The organism is Sutcliffiella horikoshii, from assembly GCF_021991925.1.
GTDB lineage: Bacteria > Bacillota > Bacilli > Bacillales > Bacillaceae_I > Sutcliffiella_A > Sutcliffiella_A horikoshii_F.
Window position 1 is genome coordinate 660,400 of record NZ_RXZI01000002.1, and the last position, 16,789, is coordinate 677,188.

General features: G+C 43.0%; 17 protein-coding genes. 11 read left to right on the plus strand and 6 right to left on the minus strand.

The annotated features are described in order from the left end of the window. Positions 1-41: 41 nt before the first annotated feature. The gene (locus tag EKQ44_RS08530; RefSeq protein WP_237663119.1) at positions 42-1,034 is read right to left on the minus strand and encodes an ABC transporter substrate-binding protein; all 993 of its coding nucleotides are present in this window, start codon (positions 1,032-1,034) and stop codon (positions 42-44) included. Between the two features lie 178 nt (positions 1,035-1,212). Between EKQ44_RS08530 and EKQ44_RS08535 the strand changes: the two genes are divergently transcribed. From EKQ44_RS08535 to EKQ44_RS08555, 5 genes are read left to right on the plus strand one after another with little or no spacing between them, the layout of a single operon-like run. Next, a complete protein-coding gene (locus EKQ44_RS08535) occupies positions 1,213-2,217 on the plus strand; it encodes a FecCD family ABC transporter permease (RefSeq protein WP_237663120.1) in 1,005 nt (334 codons plus the stop codon). After that, positions 2,214-3,269, plus strand: coding sequence for a FecCD family ABC transporter permease (locus tag EKQ44_RS08540; protein ID WP_237663121.1), 1,056 nt, complete (start codon positions 2,214-2,216; stop codon positions 3,267-3,269). Before EKQ44_RS08535 ends, EKQ44_RS08540 begins: the two co-directional genes overlap by 4 nt. A 17-nt stretch (positions 3,270-3,286) precedes the next feature. Then, entirely contained in the window at positions 3,287-4,105 is an 819-nt protein-coding gene (locus EKQ44_RS08545; RefSeq protein ID WP_237663122.1) for an ABC transporter ATP-binding protein, read from the plus strand. Beyond that, on the plus strand, positions 4,102-4,854 hold the full coding sequence (locus EKQ44_RS08550) for an IucA/IucC family C-terminal-domain containing protein (RefSeq protein WP_237663123.1): 753 nt from the start codon (positions 4,102-4,104) through the stop codon (positions 4,852-4,854). The genes EKQ44_RS08545 and EKQ44_RS08550 overlap by 4 nt, the downstream gene beginning before the upstream one ends. A gap of 45 nt (positions 4,855-4,899) precedes the next feature. Next, on the plus strand, positions 4,900-5,151 hold the full coding sequence (locus EKQ44_RS08555; RefSeq protein ID WP_237663124.1) for a YusU family protein: 252 nt from the start codon (positions 4,900-4,902) through the stop codon (positions 5,149-5,151). Between the two features lie 393 nt (positions 5,152-5,544). Here the strand turns inward: EKQ44_RS08555 and EKQ44_RS08560 are convergent, their stop codons facing one another. From EKQ44_RS08560 to EKQ44_RS08570, 3 genes are all read right to left on the minus strand, one after another. Further along, the gene (locus EKQ44_RS08560) at positions 5,545-6,189 is read right to left on the minus strand and encodes a hypothetical protein (protein WP_237663125.1); all 645 of its coding nucleotides are present in this window, start codon (positions 6,187-6,189) and stop codon (positions 5,545-5,547) included. Between the two features lie 197 nt (positions 6,190-6,386). After that, positions 6,387-6,725 carry a spore coat protein gene (locus EKQ44_RS08565; protein ID WP_237663126.1) on the minus strand — a complete coding sequence of 113 codons (339 nt, stop codon included), beginning with the start codon at positions 6,723-6,725 and terminating at the stop codon, positions 6,387-6,389. 16 nt (positions 6,726-6,741) lie between these two features. After that, positions 6,742-7,023, minus strand: coding sequence for a hypothetical protein (locus EKQ44_RS08570; protein WP_237663127.1), 282 nt, complete (start codon positions 7,021-7,023; stop codon positions 6,742-6,744). A gap of 389 nt (positions 7,024-7,412) precedes the next feature. Here EKQ44_RS08570 and EKQ44_RS08575 point away from each other — a divergent pair, with 389 nt between their 5' ends. After that, positions 7,413-8,330, plus strand: coding sequence for a proline dehydrogenase family protein (locus EKQ44_RS08575; RefSeq protein ID WP_237663128.1), 918 nt, complete (start codon positions 7,413-7,415; stop codon positions 8,328-8,330). A 281-nt stretch (positions 8,331-8,611) separates the two neighbouring features. Here the strand turns inward: EKQ44_RS08575 and EKQ44_RS08580 are convergent, their stop codons facing one another. Continuing rightward, a complete protein-coding gene (locus EKQ44_RS08580) occupies positions 8,612-8,758 on the minus strand; it encodes a YuzL family protein (protein ID WP_237663129.1) in 147 nt (48 codons plus the stop codon). A 234-nt stretch (positions 8,759-8,992) separates the two neighbouring features. On the opposite strand from EKQ44_RS08580, the gene EKQ44_RS08585 reads away from it, so the two are divergent. The 3 genes from EKQ44_RS08585 to EKQ44_RS08595 all read left to right on the plus strand — a co-directional run bounded on the left by EKQ44_RS08585 (position 8,993) and on the right by EKQ44_RS08595 (position 14,779). After that, positions 8,993-11,377, plus strand: a complete 2,385-nt coding sequence (locus tag EKQ44_RS08585) for a 3-hydroxyacyl-CoA dehydrogenase/enoyl-CoA hydratase family protein (RefSeq protein ID WP_237663130.1) — start codon at positions 8,993-8,995, stop codon at positions 11,375-11,377. A gap of 207 nt (positions 11,378-11,584) precedes the next feature. After that, a complete protein-coding gene (locus EKQ44_RS08590; protein WP_237663131.1) occupies positions 11,585-12,763 on the plus strand; it encodes an acetyl-CoA C-acetyltransferase in 1,179 nt (392 codons plus the stop codon). A gap of 231 nt (positions 12,764-12,994) precedes the next feature. Continuing rightward, positions 12,995-14,779, plus strand: a complete 1,785-nt coding sequence (locus EKQ44_RS08595) for an acyl-CoA dehydrogenase family protein (protein ID WP_237663132.1) — start codon at positions 12,995-12,997, stop codon at positions 14,777-14,779. A gap of 81 nt (positions 14,780-14,860) precedes the next feature. On the opposite strand, the gene EKQ44_RS08600 is transcribed toward EKQ44_RS08595, so the two are convergent. Then, positions 14,861-15,553, minus strand: a complete 693-nt coding sequence (locus EKQ44_RS08600; protein ID WP_237663133.1) for a Crp/Fnr family transcriptional regulator — start codon at positions 15,551-15,553, stop codon at positions 14,861-14,863. Positions 15,554-15,765: 212 nt separating this feature from the next. On the opposite strand from EKQ44_RS08600, the gene EKQ44_RS08605 reads away from it, so the two are divergent. Both EKQ44_RS08605 and gcvH read left to right on the plus strand, forming a co-directional pair. After that, positions 15,766-16,122, plus strand: coding sequence for an arsenate reductase family protein (locus EKQ44_RS08605; protein WP_237663134.1), 357 nt, complete (start codon positions 15,766-15,768; stop codon positions 16,120-16,122). A gap of 77 nt (positions 16,123-16,199) precedes the next feature. Beyond that, positions 16,200-16,583, plus strand: coding sequence for a glycine cleavage system protein GcvH (gcvH, locus tag EKQ44_RS08610; protein ID WP_237663135.1), 384 nt, complete (start codon positions 16,200-16,202; stop codon positions 16,581-16,583). Positions 16,584-16,789: the final 206 nt, after the last annotated feature.

The window sequence follows — 16,789 nt, forward strand, 5'->3', positions numbered from 1 at the left end:
GAAAAAAAGCCGGCACACGTTTAGTGCCAGCTCCCACATTATTATTCTTTCTCTAAAAATACTTTCTCAATATCATCCAACATGATGTTCGCTGCAAGTACGCCACCAGCAGTGTTCCATACAGCATCACTTACTTCGTGCACATTACCTGCTTTTGCAACTTCCAGGTTGTTAAATAGAGGATCCTCCAACCATTCGTCTTTGATCTTTGTCGCTTCCCCGTCCCCAGTTTCAAAAGAGAAGTGGAACAGAATGTCGCCATCCATGGCAGGGATTCTTTCTTTTGTTGCATTCATTTCAGCAAAGTCGTCAACATCTTGAGATTCTGGACGTGCAAATCCAAGCTGATCTAGGATGATTCCAGAGAAGGAATCTTTATGATAGATACGGACATCTCCAGCAGTGAAACGAACAATTGATACTTCCTGCTCTTTCTTTTCACCAAGCTGCTCGCTCATTTCAGCAACACGTGAATCGAAGTCGTCCATCACTTTTTTACCTTCTTCTTCTTTGTTCAATGCTTTAGCGTAAAGCTGGAAGTTTTCTTTCCAATCACCCTTTAACGTTTCAGCAAAAACAGTCGGTGCAATCGCATTCAGTTGCTCATATACGTCTTCTTGACGAAGTTTGTTACCGATAATCAAATCAGGCTGTAGTGCAGCGATCGCTTCAAGATTAACCGCACTCTCCGTACCGACAACCTCAACGCCATCCATTTCTGCTTTTATATGGTCATACCAAGTGTCACCTAACCAAGATTGAACAGCTCCGACAGGTTTTACCCCCATGGAAAGCAATGCTTCTGTACCTTCATTTGTCAAAATAACGACACGCTCAGGAGTTCCTTCGATCTCAGCTGTCCCCATTGCGTGCTCCACTTTATAAGAAGTTTCCTCAGACGATGCCTCTCCATCTCCGGAAGCATCTTTCTCTTGACCACCATTGTTTGCAGTGTTGCCAGAGCACGCTGCCAGCACAAGGGAAGTAACCAAACTAAGCAAAAATAACGTGAAAAGCTTTTTGTTCTTTAACATATATGTAACCCCCGTATAGTATTGATAATGATTTTCAATCACAAGATAAATAGTACTCTTGATGAGAAACGTTGTCAATAACTTTTGAGAATGATTTTCAAAGTCATTGACACTTCCTTCTAATTCTCCTAAACTTATAAGTGGATAAAAGTTATATATAGATAGAAGGTACACAATTATGTTACTCCGAAAAAATAGCCATAAAATACTGGGATTGATCATGGGAGTAATCCTATTATTCTTCAGTTTTGTGGCAAGCATCATATATGGATATACAAATACAAGCCTGACACTTGCGATTGATGCATTCCGCAATTTCGATGGATCCAATGAACATATCATCATTCAATCTGTTCGCCTTCCAAGGGCGATCATTGCCGCCATAGTAGGTGGAAGCCTGGCAATTGCTGGCTTATGGATGCAGGCATTAACCAAGAATCCATTGGCCTCACCTGGGATTTTCGGTATTAACGCGGGGGCAAGCTTTTTTGTAGTCGTGGCGGTCTCTTTTTTCTCTGTCACCTCGTTGCAAACGTACACTTGGCTTGCTTTTGCCGGGGCGGCACTTGCTGCATTCGCCGTCTACTTCATCGGCTCCATTGGCCGGGAGGGTCTGACCCCTATGAAGCTGACACTTGCCGGAGCTGCTTTCGCTGCCATGTTCTCCTCCCTTACACAGGGGTTGCTTGTTGTAAATGAGACGGCGTTGGATCAAGTGCTTTTCTGGCTTGCTGGTTCTGTCCAGGGGAGAAGCCTTCAAATGGTTTACGCGGTTCTTCCTTATATAGCGGTTGCTTGGATTGCCTCCTTTTTTATAGGAAAAAAGATCAACCTGTTGGCAATGGGGGATGATGTGGCAACAAGCCTTGGAGTGAAAACAGGCTTTGTAAAATTAACGGCAGCAGTCATTATCATCCTCCTCGCGGGAGGTTCGGTTGCCATTGCAGGACCCATTGTCTTCATCGGCATCGTCATTCCGCATGTTGCACGCTACTTTGTAGGGAACGATCATCGCTGGCTTGCTCCATACTGCGGAATTCTAGGAGGCATTCTCCTGTTGACGGCTGATATTGGTGCGCGTTATGTGATCATGCCTCAAGAGGTCCCAGTCGGTGTGATGACGGCCATCATTGGAACTCCATTCTTCATCTACATTGCACGAAGGGGGTTCCATGGAAAATGAAGAATTACAAAACGTTTCGACTAGGAAAAGGTAATTTATCCTTTTTTATCGATAAAAAAGCGATTCTCACCATCGTCAGTTTAGCACTTGCCGTCATTGCCCTTTTCATCTTAAGTACAGGGATGGGGGACATGAAGATCTCGCCTTGGAATGTCATAAAAGTATTCTTTGGTCAAGGAGACTCCATGGAAACGTTAGTGGTCCAATCATTCAGGCTACCACGGATCATCATTGCGCTGCTTGTCGGTATATCACTTGCAGTTGCCGGTGCCATTTTGCAGGGCATAATTCGGAACCCGCTCGCATCTCCTGATATTATAGGATTGACTGGCGGTGCTTCGACAGCGGTTGTCTTGTTTCTAGCTCTTTTCAGTGACAGCAACAACTCTTTGACTGTTAGCATCCAATGGCTTCCATTAAGTGCATTTGTCGGCGCGACTGCCATCGCGATCATTGTATATTCCCTTGCATGGAAAAACGGATTATCGCCGATTAGGTTGGTGCTGATTGGAATCGGGATTTCCACGTTAATGCAGGCCTTGACGACGTTATTCATGTTACTTGGTCCCATTTATCGAGCAAGCCAAGCGAACATTTGGATCACTGGAACAGTATATGGCTCCAACTGGAGTCATGTAAAAATATTATTACCTTGGACTGTCCTGCTTGTTATCGTCAGCATTATGGCGGTAAGGCAATTGAACATACAGGAACTTGGAGATGAGGTGGCAACAGGAGTTGGCGGTGCAGTCAACAAGCACAGAATGGGCCTTCTATTTCTGAGTACGGCATTGACAGGTGGAGCGGTTGCTTTTGCAGGTGGTATTGGATTTGTTGGATTGATGGCTCCACACATTGCCCGCAGGCTAGTAGGCTCGTCTTTCGGAGTGTTGATTCCAACATCGGCATTTATCGGAGCGTTCCTGGTCATGCTCGCCGATTTGATCGGCCGGACTCTGTTCTCGCCACTTGAAATCCCTGCCGGTGTATTTACCGCATCAATCGGAGCGCCATACTTTATTTACTTGCTTTACAAAACGAGAAATTCTTAACGAGAGGTGGAAGTAACATGCATGCATTAGAAACCCAGTCACTTACATTATCCTATGGTGAATCCATCATTATTGAGGAATTAGATCTGCAAATCCCTAAAGGGGAGATCACGGTCTTTATCGGTGGAAATGGCTGTGGGAAATCCACCTTGCTTCGTTCGTTAGCTCGTTTGTTAAAGCCAAGTCAAGGAAACGTGCTCCTTGAAGGAAAGGCAATTTCTGGCCAATCCACAAAGGATATTGCCAAACAACTCGCCATCCTTCCGCAAGGTCCGACTGCACCGGAAGGGTTATCCGTGCTTCAACTTGTAAAACAAGGGAGGTACCCTTACCAGTCTTGGTTAAAGCAATGGTCAGAGCATGATGAGAAGGTGGTCTGGGACTCCCTTCGTGCAACCGGCATGGAGGAGCTGGCTGAGAGAACGGTAGATTCCTTATCAGGTGGACAGCGTCAGCGCGCATGGATTGCCATGACACTTGCCCAAGAGACAGATGTGATCTTGTTGGATGAGCCGACAACTTATCTGGATCTTACTCATCAAATCGAAATACTAGATTTGCTTTTCGAACTGAATGAAAGAGAAAACCGTACCATCATCATGGTGCTTCATGATCTTAACCTTGCTTGCCGCTATGCACACCACTTAGTTGCCATCCGTGATAAGCAAATTTATGCTCAAGGCAAGCCAGAGGAAGTAATTAACTGTGACCTTGTGAAAAATGTTTTTGATATGAATTGCCAGGTGACTACTGATCCTCTATTCGGTACACCACTATGCATCCCACACGGTCGTGGAAGATGCCTTGTGCCTAATCTGGAAGGACTGAGAGCATGATGGGGACATTGACCAAACAAGAATTTCGTTTTCTGGAAGAGAGCTGCCGGTTTGTAGCCGGGGAGGCAGAAGTGGAAGATACCATCTCCCTTCATTCCCTTATCCATGATGGAACGGAAGCGTATTTGTTGAAGGTGCAGGAGGCTTTGGGTACAGATGAAATGGACGTTGCCGCATCACTTCTCATGAAAAGGCTCGGCTTTCTTGCCGTTAATTGCCTGCTCTCGATGTCAGCATTCAATAAAACCTTGAAGGTGGACCCTTCTACTATCTGGATTGATTCATATGTGGAAAATGATGTTTGGCTACCGAAGCTTCGTTATACAAAGGTACAAGCGGTTGAGGTGACGGCATATAATACTCGTGAAGAATGGAGAGTACAACATTTCAAAGAGCTTTTCCATGATTTATTTGCCCCCCTCATTCAACGATTGTCCAAAGTGGCGAAGGTATCCCGACAAACGTTATGGGAAAATATCGTGCTCTATATCTACTGGATGTACGAGTCCATCCTGCCAAACATAGAGTTGGATACACCATACCAAGAGGAAGATTTTAAAAGTTTATTGGAGGCGGACCCGGCTTTATTCGGAATGAAAAGAAACCCAGCAGCCACGTTCTATAAGCCTAAAACGTTTGTGGAACAGCACCAAGCTGAAATGAGGATGCGAACAACCTGTTGCTACTATTATAAAACCAATAGCGAGGGTGCACGTTGCTCAACCTGTCCATTGAATTGTAATGTGTGATTGACTTCACTATAATGGAACAAAAGCTTGAGGGGAGGTTCGCAAATGAACGAAAAACTCGAACAGCAGTTGGATGGGTTATTAGAGAAATACACAGAGCTTCTTTTAGGAGAAGCGAATGAGGAGCACAAAGAAAATGTGAAAGCATGGGTGCTCTATACATATATCGCAAAATCAATGCCACCACTTGTGAAGCATTGGAATGAGCAATATCCGGACGCCAAGCAGGACATGATGACATTAATCAAAGAGATCAAAGAACTGAATGATGCCCACCGTGCGAAAAGCGGTAAATAAAGAAGAGCCTTGAATTGCTATCTTGCAAATCAGGGCTCCTTTACTTTAAAGTTTGCGAAGTTTCTCGCTTTGTAAATTCAATATATCCGTCCTAAAAGACCATTTATCAAATCTTAGCATTCAAAATCTGGGGAGAAAATAGCCAACTCCGGTTGGATATCATGAAAATTTGAAATATATCACGAAAAATTGAAGGATATCATGAAATTTTGAATTATATCATGAAAATTCGAAAGATATCAGGAATTCCCACGATATATCATGAAATTCTTCATTTTATCAGGAAATCAACAAGAACCGCTTCGTATCTCCCGCCAACCATCTCCCACTCCTTTCATCAATATCTCCGCCCAACATCCACCGCATTCCGTAAATTCAGGCTTTTTTATTTGGCTATAAACAAAGTTCTTTATCCTCACTTACACCCCTTGAACACCTCTCACGTACTTCCGCCTTCTCCACATACCAGAAGTCCTTTTCTTTCAACATCGTCAGCTTTATATCACTTCCTGAAACAGAATCATCACGCATGCCATAACTCATGATATACCCGTCCGCCTTACCCTCAGCCGAGTAATCAATCCTGGTGTTAATTTCCCATACATCCATACCAAGTCCATAACTGATTTCTACATCCAACATCCATGCATTCATTAACACCCCTGGATTTTCCCAAATTTGATTGGCACTCCCCAGAGTCTCCTCAAATTCTCCATCCCACTCTCGCCAATTTGTAACGCCTTTTCTCCAGCCGTTCTCTTCTGCCATAGAATGATCGATTAAGTAATCCCAAAGTTGTGCATCAACATCTCGCCATAAACGAGGAACTTGATCTTTAGGAATTATGAAGAACTCCCCAGTCTCCTCTTCTTCAGGCTTTTGGGAAACTGTCTCTAATTCCATTTCTTTATCCTCTAGTTGTGCATAGACTTCCGCTACTTCCTTTTCTAAATCTGCAACTTTTTCTTGATGACCGTCTGAATTAGAGCATCCACTTAACAAAACTCCTACCACAATCAAAGAAATTAAATGTTTCACCAAATTCACCCCTAAAATAAAAACAATTTGTTTAATTTTACCACATCAAACGCAAAGGGATTATGTTAATTAGAAAGGTTCGTGTTTCGGAAAATATTGAGAAGGGTAGAGGGGAAGATAAGATTTTGCATGGACTTAAAAATACCAAAAAACAACGGATGATACTGAATGTGTCAGCTCACCCGTCGCTTTATTATTTATTGCATCATCCCATTGTTTCCATAAGGAAACTGGTTCGAGTAGCCTTGGAACTGTTGATATTCCTGTTGAAGTTTCGTCTGATCGGCAGGCTCAAGTCCATACCAGCCTTTTTGGAACATCAAATTGTATAGCTCACGCTGACAGTTCTGCGTTTCGTTAAAGATTGCAAGCAAATCTGAATAAATCTGTTGGTTGCTTGCTTCATTAAGTGCGGTGCTATAGGAAGCGGTCATGTATTTCTCTGTTGCCAACATGTCATTGATAAAGTCACGGTCATTCATTTGAGGTGTTTTGGCAACTTGTGTCTCAGGATTCTGTATTTTTTGCTGATTCATGAAGTACCCTTCTTTCTTATTGGAGTGGCTGCTGTTGCTGCGTTTGATTTTGACCCTGAATGTGAGTCAAAATCTTTTGATAATGCCTTTGATGCATTTGGCCTGCTTTTTCAATGGCACTCACAACTTCTTGATCCTGACATTGACTTGCAAAGAAATGAGCTTTTTTCATCGCGAGTAAATTCCATGAAAGCATATCTGCAAAATATAAGGAATCTTTTGTCGTTACTACGTTTGGCGGCTGCTGATAAGTACCTGGTTGTTGAGTTGTATTTTGCTGTGGTTGCTGCTGTTGCATACAACGACCTCCTATCATAATCTATCAAATGTAGCGTAACCTTTTAGCAGAAAATTATGTATGAATCGGGAAAATCATCGACACTCATAATGTTTAAATTAACGACAGCAAACAACACTATTTCCCGACAAATAATTTGTATTCAAATATTTGAAAAGATGATAAAATGAGGGTGTAATTTTATTTTCACACTCAATGAAAGCGTTTACTATAAAGCTCTTTTCATCAAGATTTGTTGCTGTTAGTGAGCAAAAAGTCGGTATTAGGACTTTTAACTGCATACACACTCTAGATATGGCTTGAAATGTATATGAAAAGAGCGATAATTTCAGAAAAATAGCACAAAGCAATCGGAGAGGGACACCAAGAAAAGCGGGAGGAATAACAACATGGAACAAGTAATGCGCAATACATTTTTATATTTATCCAAGAATAAGGCATTAACGAAAATGGCAAGAAAATACGGATTACGTTGTGGGGCAGGCAGGTTTGTCGCGGGTGAACGGATCGATCAAGCAGTAAAATGCATCCAGGAGCTCAACCAAAAAGACCTTTGTGTCACGATCGACTATTTGGGTGAATTCATTGATACCGAAGCAGAAGCAAATGAAATGGCAGACAACTCCATCGAAGCCATTCGTGCGATCGGCACCGAAAACCTCGATTCCCAATTGTCATTAAAAATGACTTCCATGGGACTGGATATCTCAGAAGAAGTGGTTATGCGAAACATGCGCAGAATTCTTGATGCAGCAAAGGAATATGGAGTATTCGTCACCATTGATATGGAAGACTACTCACGCTGCGGAAAAACAATTGAGATCTTTAAAAAGCTAAGAGAGGATTATGACAATGTTGGAACAGTCATCCAGTCCTATTTATACCGTACGATTAAGGACATGGAAGATCTTAACCAATACAGTCCGAACCTCCGTCTTGTAAAAGGTGCTTACAAAGAGTCACCTGAAGTTGCTTTTCCTGAGAAAAAAGATGTGGATGATAATTTCAAAAAAATTATCGAGATGCATCTATTGAACGGAAACTACACAGCAGTTGCCACCCATGATGATACCATGATTGAATATACAAAAGATCTAGTCAAGAAACACGGTATCTCAAAGGATCAATTCGAGTTCCAAATGCTATACGGAATCCGCCCAGAGCGCCAGTTAGAGCTAGTTAAAGAAGGCTACAAAATGCGCGTTTACGTTCCATACGGCACAGACTGGTACGGATACTTCATGCGCCGCCTGGCAGAACGCCCTGCAAACGTCGCATTCGTACTAAAAGGAATCATCAAGAAATAAGAGAGAGCGTGCGAAATGCACGCTCTTAGCTGTTGACAAACCCTAATCAACTTCAGATTTGCTTTTTCTTATTGATCTTCGTTCCAGGCACTTCGCTTTCCTGCAGGCGGTCCGTAAGCCTCCTCACTCCGTTGCGGGGTCTTACCTGTCCCTTCCTCCCGCAGGAGTCTGCGCGCCTTCCACTACGATCAACATGAGAATCTCAACATTTTGAAGAATAACTAGCTTTGTCTACATAATGTGAGAGCGTGCGAAATGCACGCTCTTTTTCGTATATAACATCAGTCTTGCATGTTTTGTTTCCCGTACTGCTGATTGTTGCTCGTCTTTTTGCCGCTATAGTCCATTTCCACGGTAGGACCAGCGTTTCCTTTTACACTTGCCGCACTTTTTGCAGCATGAGAAGGTTGTTTTTTCATTTTTGCCATGATGTCTCACCTCCACCTTTTCATTTTTCCCACACCATATAGCAACATACAGCTCACCTTTGAAAATAATATGGTAAATTCCGATTTATTTATTGCGAAAATTTTCAAAATACTTTATAGTTAAAACCAAGGGAACTCTTGTAAAGGAGATATTTTTTTGCGGTAAAAATGAATGAGCATTCATTCAAAAAACTATCACTAACTATTAAAACCAACTATCAAGGGGGAGGAAGAATGAAACAAAGTATTAAAAAGGTTGCTGTAATTGGATCTGGAGTTATGGGATCCGGCATCGCCGCACACTTAGCAAACGTTGGCATTCCTACAATCTTGTTAGATATCGTTCCTAACAAATTAACGAGTGAAGAAGAACAAAAAGGCTTAACACTCTCTGATAAAGCAATCCGAAACAAATTTACAAATACAGCTTTACAAAAATTATTAAAGCAAAAACCAGCTCCACTTACATCTAAATCTAATCTTGCTCTAATCGAAGCAGGAAACTTAGAAGACGATATGGAAAAGATTGCGGATTGCGATTGGGTCATTGAAGTGATCGTCGAGAACCTGGAAATCAAAAAGCAACTTTTCGAAAAGGTGGATGCACACCGCAAACCTGGAAGCATCATCAGCTCCAACACATCCGGTATCTCCATTGAAGCGATGGCAGAAGGACGCTCCGACGATTTTAAAAAGAATTTCCTTGGAACACACTTCTTTAACCCACCGCGTTATTTGAAATTACTAGAAGTGATACCGACAAAAGCTACCAACCCGGAAGTTGTAAGCTTCATCAAATCTTTTGGCGAAGATGTATTAGGGAAAGGCATCGTACTTGCAAAGGATACGCCAAACTTCATTGCCAACCGCATCGGAACATATGGATTACTTGTAACGGTGAACGAAATGCTCGAGGGCGGCTATAGCGTTGGGGAAGTGGACTCTGTTACTGGTCCTGCAATCGGCAGACCGAAGAGTGCAACCTTCCGTACACTTGATGTTGTTGGGTTGGACACATTCATCCATGTAGCCAACAATGTGTATGAAAAAGTGGAAGGCAAGGAACAAGAAGTATTCCGAATTCCTGACTTCATGAACAAGATGAAGGAAAAAGGTTGGTTGGGCTCCAAGTCCGGTCAAGGCTTCTTCCTAAAACAAGGAAAAGAGATTTTGGAACTTAACCCAGAAACATTGGAATATAACGCACGTAAAAAGTTGAAAACTCCTGCGCTTGAAATGAGCAAACAAGCAAAAGGCTATAGCAACAAAATGAAAGCGCTTGTATATGCCGACGATCGAGCAGGAAATCTTATCTGGAGTATTCTTGCACCGGTATTAAGCTATTCTGCCGAGTTACTTGGTGAAATCGCCGAAGATATCGTGGCAATCGACCAAGCAATGAAATGGGGCTTCGGTTGGGACCATGGACCATTTGAAACATGGGATGCCATAGGTCTGGAAGAGTCAGTCATGAAAATGAAAGAAGACGGTATTCCGGTTCCAAAATGGGTCGACGAAATGCTAGCCAACGGCCACCGTTCCTTCTACCAAAAGGATGGCGGAACAACTCTATTCTATGACAATGGAACGTATAAAGCGCTAGAAGTAAATCCAAAAGTAGTTCACTTGAAAACCTTGAAAGAAACAAAGGGTGTAATCAAGAAAAACTCTGGAGCAAGCTTAATCGACCTTGGAGACGATGTCGCATTACTTGAATTCCAATCACCGAACAATGCGATTGGGCTCGATATTATCCAAATGGTGAATTATGCACTTGAGGAAGTGGATAAGAACTACAAAGGGCTTGTAATCGGAAATCAAGGCAAGAACTTCTGTGTAGGTGCAAACCTTGCCATGATCCTGATGGAAGCGCAAGACGACAATTATTTTGAAATAGACATGGTTGTTAAGCACTTCCAACAAGCCATGATGAAAATAAAATACAGCTCCAAACCGGTTGTGGCAGCACCATTCGGCATGACACTTGGTGGTGGAACAGAAATCTGCTTGCCAACAAGCCAACTGCAGGCATCCAGTGAGACGTATATGGGTCTTGTAGAAGTCGGAGTCGGATTGATCCCTGGTGGGGGCGGAAATAAGGAGCTTTATATAAAACATTTAAACAGCATGCCACAAGGACTGGAATATGACCTGCAAAAGGTTGCGAACAAAGTGTTCGAACAAATTGCGACGGCAAAAGTCTCCACTTCCGCAGCTGAAGCAAGAGATCTTCACCTATTGAACAATAAAGATCAAATCAGCTTCAACGGCGACCACTTAATCCATGACGCGAAGCAGGCGGTAACAAGTCTCTATGATGCAGGTTACACAGCGCCTGTTCGCAGAAAAGTCCCTGTGGTTGGGGAAACAGGCTATGCAACTTTATTGCTTGGAGCACACAATATGCACTATTTCGGATTCATTTCCGAACACGACTTAAAGATTGCCAAAAAGCTTGCACATGTCATCGCAGGTGGAAATGTACCGTTCGGAACGGAAGTGGATGAACAGTACCTACTCGATCTTGAGCGCGAAGCATTCCTGAGCCTAGTTGGAGAAGCAAAATCCCAACAACGCATGCAACACATGCTAGTAAAAGGAAAACCATTGCGTAACTAAACGATTTCATTTAAAAAAATTCCTAGCTGTTGTTTGGAGCAAAAGGCGTAGACTCCTGAGGGAGATAGCGCTAGGTGGAGACCCCGCAGGCTTGCCGAGGAGGCTCCACCAGCGCCCCTAGGAAAGCGAAGCCTTTTGCGGAAATCAACAGCGTTGTTAAAAGCAAAATCAACTCTACTAAACTACTAGAAAAGCGAGGGGAGCATTTTGAAAGAAGCGGTTATTGTTGCTGGTGCAAGAACACCAGTCGGAAGATCAAGAAAAGGATCACTAGCTACAGTTCGACCAGATGATCTAGGGGCATTAGTAGTAAAAGAAACATTAAAACGAGCAGGCAATTATGATGGTCCAATCGATGACCTGATTTTCGGGTGTGCAATGCCAGAAGCGGAACAAGGGCTGAACATGGCTAGAAATATCGGAGGGTTAGCTGGGCTTCCATCAAGTGTACCTGCAATTACCATCAATAGATATTGTTCCTCAGGCTTGCAGACTATTGCGTATGCGGCAGAACGAATCATGCTTGGACACTCTGAATCCATCATCGCGGGTGGAGCAGAATCCATGAGCATGGTCCCGATGGTGGGTCACACAGTACGACCGAATGCAAGACTAGTGGATTCCGCACCAGAATACTACATGGGAATGGGCCATACGGCAGAACAGGTGGCATCAAAGTACGGTGTAAGCCGTGAAGACCAGGATGCATTCGCAGTTCGCAGTCATGAACGTGCTGCAAGGGCGATTCAAGAAGGTAAATTTGTGGATGAGATTGTACCTGTTGATGTAACGCTTCGTAAGGTTGGGGCTAACAACAAATTGCAAGAGTCCACCTTCACATTCAGCCAAGACGAGGGAGTCAGAGCTGGTACCTCCATGGAAGTATTGAGCAAACTTCGTCCGGCATTCAATGTTAAAGGCTCGGTCACAGCTGGAAACTCCTCACAAACAAGTGACGGAGCAGCATCTGTCCTTGTGATGGAAAGAGAAAGAGCGGAAGCCTTGGGGTTAAAACCTATCGCTAAGTTCCGATCCTTTGCTGTAGGTGGTGTACCACCGGAAGTAATGGGTATCGGCCCGGTAGTTGCTATTCCTAAAGCACTTAAGCTTGCAGGCTTGGAACTTTCGGATATCGGCTTGCTCGAATTGAACGAAGCATTTGCTTCCCAAGCAATCCAGGTCATGCGCGAATTGGGACTTGATGAAGACAAAGTAAACGTGAACGGTGGAGCAATCGCCCTAGGACACCCACTTGGATGCACAGGATCCAAACTGACCCTGACCCTCCTACACGAAATGCAACGCCGCAACGAACAGTTCGGTATCGTCAGCATGTGTATCGGCGGCGGAATGGGTGCCGCAGGCGTATTCGAACTACTGGCTTAAAAAATATGTTTTTAAAGTTGAATTGATATGTTATTAAGATGTGATTTCCCCTGTTGACTGAAGTGCAGGGAGTTCGACTCCTGCGGGAGGTAGCGGTAGCTTGAGACCCCTGAAGCGTTGTGAGGAGGCTCAAGCACACGCTTCGCGGAAAGCGAACACCCGGAACGGAAGTCATCCGGGAGTTATCCAGAAAACAAGTGTTTTTTAATAACCATTCGGGAGGAAAACAAAATGTCAAACACATTAGAAAACATTATCAAAGGCGGAAGCTTCCTACTTGACGATATCGCCGCAGAAAAAGTCTTCACACCAGAAGACTTCTCAGACGAACACAAACTAATCGCCAAAACAACAGAAGAATTCGTCGTAAACGAAGTAGTTCCAAACCTAGAACAAATCGAACACCACAACTTCGATATCTCCGTAAAACTTTTAAAAGAAGCAGGCGAACTAGGCCTATTAGGAGCAGACGTTCAAGAAGAGTACGGTGGATTCGGACTTGATAAAATCAGTTCATCCTTGATCACAGAAAAATTCTCAAGAGCTGGCGGATTCTCCTTATCCTACGGAGCACACGTAGGAATCGGATCTCTTCCTATCGTTCTTTTCGGTAATGAAGACCAAAAGCAAAAATACCTACCAAAACTGTCTTCCGGTGAAATGCTTGCAGCGTACGCATTAACAGAACCAGGTTCCGGATCGGATGCACTTGGTGCGAAAACAACTGCTAAGCTAAATGACGAAGGCACACACTATGTATTGAATGGTGAAAAACAATGGATTACCAATGCTGGCTTTGCTGACGTCTTCGTTGTCTATGCAAAAGTCGATGGCGAGCACTTCTCTGCATTCATCGTAGAGCGCGACTTTGGTGGTGTTTCCACTGGACCGGAAGAAAAGAAAATGGGGATCAAGGGCTCTTCCACTCGTACATTGATCTTAGAAGATGCATTAGTGCCAAAAGAAAACCTTCTTGGTGAAATCGGACGCGGACACGTTATCGCATTTAACATTCTTAACATCGGACGTTACAAATTGGCTGTTGGTACAGTTGGTGGATCCAAGCGTGGAATTGAGCTTGCAGCAACGTATGCAAACCAACGTCAGCAATTCAAAACACCTATCGCAAAATTCTCCCTTATCCAAGAGAAGCTTGCAAACATGGCTGTTAAAACATATGCAACGGAAAGCTCCGTTTACCGCACAGTCGGTCTTTTTGAAGACAGCATGGGCCGCCTGACTAAAGACGAAGAGAAAGATCCAAATGCAGTGGCAAAAGCAGTTGCTGAATATGCAATCGAGTGTTCTTTGAATAAAGTATTCGGTTCTGAAACGCTTGACTATGTAGTGGATGAAGCAGTTCAGATTCATGGTGGATACGGCTTTATGGCTGAGTACGAGGTAGAAAGAATGTACCGCGACTCCCGTATCAACCGTATCTTCGAAGGAACAAACGAAATCAACCGCCTATTGGTTCCAGGAACTTATCTGCGTAAAGCATTGAAAGGCGAGCTTCCACTTATCCAAAAAGCGCAAAGCCTACAAGAAGAGTTAATGATGCTTATGCCGGAAGAAGTAGGCGATGGAGTATTGGAACAAGAGAAATATCTTGTGAAGAACGCGAAGAAAATTGCCATCCTTATGACTGGCCTGGTCGCGCAAAAGTACGGAAAAGCCTTGGAAAGAGAGCAAGAATTGCTTGTTAACATCGCGGATATCATCAGTAATGTTTATTCCATGGAATCAGCTGTTTTACGTACAGAAAAAGCAATCGCAAAATCCGGTGAAGACAAGAACAAATTGAAAGTCCTTTACACGCAAGTGTTCTGTCAAGAGGCATTCAACCAGATCGAAGCAGATGCAAGAGAAACATTAGTAGCTGCTGAAAGTGGAGATACGCTTCGCATGATGATCTCTGCATTACGTAAATTCACTCGTCACACACCAATCAATGTAGTTGCGAAGAAGCGCGAAATTGCAGCTGTCGTATTAGATGCTCAAAAATACACAGTATGATAAGGAAAACCAGGCCTCCGTTTTGGGGAAGCCTGGTTTTTTGATGTTATATCTAATATGGGTGATTGCATTACAATACTTTTAGTCAATCCGGCATAACTCATCAGGACAATTCTCACAATGGATCTCCTGCTTCAAAAAATTCAAGTCATGGATGGTGATTTTACCCCTATCAACTGATATCGACCCTTTCTTTTTCAACTCCGAAAGCATCCTGTTCACCACTTCCCGAGAGGTCCCACAATAGTTCGCGAGCTCCTGATTGGTTAAGGGAAGATCGATAAGAATACCTTCTTCTTTTAGCACACCATAGCTATTGGACATCCGAATCAAAGTGGAATAAAGGGCCCCTTTACGTCCATTAAGAACAAGATCACGGAATTTCGTCTGTGTTTTCCTGAAGTGTAGGCTCATCCATTTCATAAACTCTAAAGCAAGTTGGCCGTTTTCCGCGAGCTTCCGTTCCAATTCCAACTTTGGGATAACAATCACTTCGCCTTTATCATCCATCGATCTTGCACTAAGCATATAGATTGCTCCTGGACAAAATAATGTCAGTTCCCCGACTAGGTCCTCCCTGCTGCAAAGCCGTAAAGTAAGTTCCTGGCCATCGGGTGTCACCTTACTTATTTTAAAGCTTCCATTCAATACGAGATAAATGTCGGAAGCAACCATGCCCTCCTGAAATAAATAAGCTCCCTTTTTGACAGCCAATTTTTTTTCAAAAGAAGTGAACAAAAACTCTTTTAATTCTTTTGATAACTTTTCCGTCATAGGGCTCATCCTTTCACCGTTCCGTATTCTCCTCTAAGTTTTATTTTAACGGTTAAACCAACTAAAATCTATTGCATGAAGAAATTGTTTGAAGTTATAAAGGAAATCTAAGAAATACGTCGAATTATTAGAGTTGATAATTAGGCGCAAGCTTTCTGTTATGCTACAATATATGAGTAAAATCATGTATTGTAAGGTGGTGCAAAAAGGTTATGGCATTAACATTTTATTGGTATCCTAAATGTGGCACATGCCGCAATGCGAAAAAGTGGTTGGAAGCGAATGGTGTAGCATTAGAAGAAGTACATATTGTCGAAAATCCACCATCACGTGAAAAGCTGGAGGAGCTTTATAAAAAAAGCGGACTCGAACTCAAAAAATTCTTTAATACAAGTGGTATGAAATATCGCGAGCTTGGATTAAAGGATAAAGTGAAAACAGCGTCTGAAGATGAGTTGCTTGATATTCTAGCCACAGACGGCATGTTGATCAAGCGCCCCATTACAACGGACGGCAGCAAGGTAACAGTTGGATTTAATGAAAAACAGTTTGAAGAAACATGGAAATAGGACAGGCTCTCTTTTTAAATGGGTACGCCCGTTTTAGAAGAGCTTAAAATAAACTAGTTTGATGGAGGGAATTATTGATGAGCACACCTAAAGATTTACGTTATTCCGAAGAGCATGAATGGGTAAAAGTTGAAGGGGAATCAGTTCGAATTGGAATTACACACTTTGCACAATCCGAACTTGGAGATATCGTGTTTGTGGAGCTTCCTGAAGTTGGAGACGAAATTTCTGCAGATGAGCCTTTTGGAAGTGTAGAATCCGTTAAAACGGTATCTGAACTATATGCTCCAATCAGCGGTAAAGTAGTGGAAGTCAACGAAGACTTAAATGATAGCCCTGAGTACGTTAACGAATCTCCATATGAAAAAGCTTGGATGATTGTGGTGGAACCTACAGATGCTGGCGAAGTAGACAAATTAATGACTGCTGAGCAATATGAGGAAATGACAAAAGAAGACTAATAATCATCGTGAGGGGCAACCTAACCTTAGTTAACATTTATTTAGGCTTTGTTAAAACGAATTGTTGATTTATGTAACAATCTAGCTGTAGATTGGAGCAATAGGCGAAGACTCCTGAGGGAGATAGCGTTTAGGGGAGACCCCGCAGGCTATAAGCCGAGGAGGCTCCCCTAACGCCCTAGGAAAGAGAAGCCTAGTGCGGAAAT

Coding starts and splice junctions, on each gene's coding strand:
- gcvH (WP_237663135.1), top strand. CDS start 16,200: ATGAGCACACCTAAAGATTTACGTTATTCCGAAGAGCATGAATGGGTA.
- EKQ44_RS08530 (WP_237663119.1), bottom strand. CDS start 1,034: ATGTTAAAGAACAAAAAGCTTTTCACGTTATTTTTGCTTAGTTTGGTT.
- EKQ44_RS08570 (WP_237663127.1), bottom strand. CDS start 7,023: ATGCAACAGCAGCAACCACAGCAAAATACAACTCAACAACCAGGTACT.
- EKQ44_RS08575 (WP_237663128.1), top strand. CDS start 7,413: ATGGAACAAGTAATGCGCAATACATTTTTATATTTATCCAAGAATAAG.
- EKQ44_RS08540 (WP_237663121.1), top strand. CDS start 2,214: ATGAAGAATTACAAAACGTTTCGACTAGGAAAAGGTAATTTATCCTTT.
- EKQ44_RS08565 (WP_237663126.1), bottom strand. CDS start 6,725: ATGAATCAGCAAAAAATACAGAATCCTGAGACACAAGTTGCCAAAACA.
- EKQ44_RS08535 (WP_237663120.1), top strand. CDS start 1,213: ATGTTACTCCGAAAAAATAGCCATAAAATACTGGGATTGATCATGGGA.
- EKQ44_RS08555 (WP_237663124.1), top strand. CDS start 4,900: ATGAACGAAAAACTCGAACAGCAGTTGGATGGGTTATTAGAGAAATAC.
- EKQ44_RS08600 (WP_237663133.1), bottom strand. CDS start 15,553: ATGACGGAAAAGTTATCAAAAGAATTAAAAGAGTTTTTGTTCACTTCT.
- EKQ44_RS08550 (WP_237663123.1), top strand. CDS start 4,102: ATGATGGGGACATTGACCAAACAAGAATTTCGTTTTCTGGAAGAGAGC.
- EKQ44_RS08580 (WP_237663129.1), bottom strand. CDS start 8,758: ATGGCAAAAATGAAAAAACAACCTTCTCATGCTGCAAAAAGTGCGGCA.
- EKQ44_RS08545 (WP_237663122.1), top strand. CDS start 3,287: ATGCATGCATTAGAAACCCAGTCACTTACATTATCCTATGGTGAATCC.
- EKQ44_RS08605 (WP_237663134.1), top strand. CDS start 15,766: ATGGCATTAACATTTTATTGGTATCCTAAATGTGGCACATGCCGCAAT.
- EKQ44_RS08595 (WP_237663132.1), top strand. CDS start 12,995: ATGTCAAACACATTAGAAAACATTATCAAAGGCGGAAGCTTCCTACTT.
- EKQ44_RS08585 (WP_237663130.1), top strand. CDS start 8,993: ATGAAACAAAGTATTAAAAAGGTTGCTGTAATTGGATCTGGAGTTATG.